2 protein-coding genes are annotated in these 1,351 nt (G+C 38.8%); both read right to left on the minus strand.

Annotated elements, in window-relative coordinates; genetic code table 11:
• On the minus strand, positions 1-806 hold an 806-nt coding region (locus ACRCJ0_RS14235), incomplete at its 3' end, for an HAD-IC family P-type ATPase (protein ID WP_431390875.1).
• Positions 807-1,004: 198 nt separating this feature from the next.
• On the minus strand, positions 1,005-1,238 hold the full coding sequence (locus tag ACRCJ0_RS14240) for a heavy-metal-associated domain-containing protein (protein ID WP_003142316.1): 234 nt from the start codon (positions 1,236-1,238) through the stop codon (positions 1,005-1,007).
• Positions 1,239-1,351 lie beyond the last annotated feature (113 nt).

Here is a 1,351-nt window from a genome sequence, read left to right on the forward strand (position 1 = left end):
CCTGGGCAACCTAGAACCAAGATGGTGATTGCTAACTCAATATTTTGACTGAACGCCCATACAACAATTGCCAGAACCAAGACAGCTGGTGTGTAGTATTTAGAAAAGCGATCAATGAACCGTTCCGCTTCGGATTTAGAATCTTGTGCTTCTTCCACGAGTTCAATAATTTTTCCAAATGTGGTGTCCTCACCAACTCGGTCAGCTCTGATTTGAATCGTTCCGTTTTCTAAAATGGTTCCTGCAAAAACTTCTGCATCAGCTTGCTTGTTGACCGGAACAGCTTCACCTGTAATGCTAGCTTCATTGATATGCCCTTCACCCGTAAGGACTATGCCATCTACTGGCACTTTCGCACCCGTTTTAACGAGCAAGATATCCCCTTCATCTATATCATCCACGTCTACTTCTTCAAATTCGCCATTATCCATTTGTTTCAAGGCGCTTTCGGGTGCCATTTCAGTCAATCCTTTGATAGCAGATCGCGTTTGGTTCAATGTTCGTTGTTCCAAGTAGTGTCCGAATAAGAATAAGAACGTGACAATAGCCGATTCTTCATAATTTTGAATAAAAAGCGCACCAATCGCTGCAATACTGACTAAGACATCAATACTGATGACTTTGACTTTCATTGCTTGAAACGCTTGAATGGCAATTGGCGTAATCCCAAAGACAGAGGCGATGATCAAAGACCACTCTGAAAGTCCTACGTTTTCTAAAACAAAGTGACTGAAGAAACCGAGTGCGATTAACAATCCACTGATGACGGTGATAACATTTTTCTTGCTTAATATATATTGTTGCATGCTTTTTCCCTCCAAATTTAATTTCTCTTTTATTGATAAACATAATATAAGATAATTGCCTAAGTAATTAATTGACCGACATCAAGTTTAGAAAGTTCTCTTTTATCGTTTCTAAGCACCTCGAATCGGATTGCAACAAAAAAAAGCAATTCTGAAAAAATAGCTTTTCTTCCAGAATTGCCTAGTTCATTTAATCTGTTAAGCGGCCTTGACTTTTGTTTTAAGGACCGGATAGCCTACGTTTTCGATAGCTTTTTGAATCTCTTCAATCGAAGTGACAGCTGAATCAAAATTGGTTTTGACTTTGCTGGAGTTGAATAATACTTTAATGCTGTCTTTATCAACACCGTTAACTGATTTTACGGCACCTTCAATTTTTTGCATACAACTTGGGCAAGACAACGTTTCTAATTGCAATATAGCTTTTTCCATAATTCCTATCTCCTTTATGTGTTTTTATTTTATCGGCATTTGACTACTGGTCTTCACTGACCCCATAAGCATTCAGAGCTTTTGGTGTACTACCACCGCTTTGATCAAGTGCC

It is taken from the genome of Aerococcus sp. L_32, from assembly GCF_050689315.1.

Excerpts from the sequence above, each read along its gene's own strand:
- ACRCJ0_RS14240 (WP_003142316.1), bottom strand. The coding sequence starts at position 1,238 with ATGGAAAAAGCTATATTGCAATTAGAAACGTTGTCTTGCCCAAGTTGT.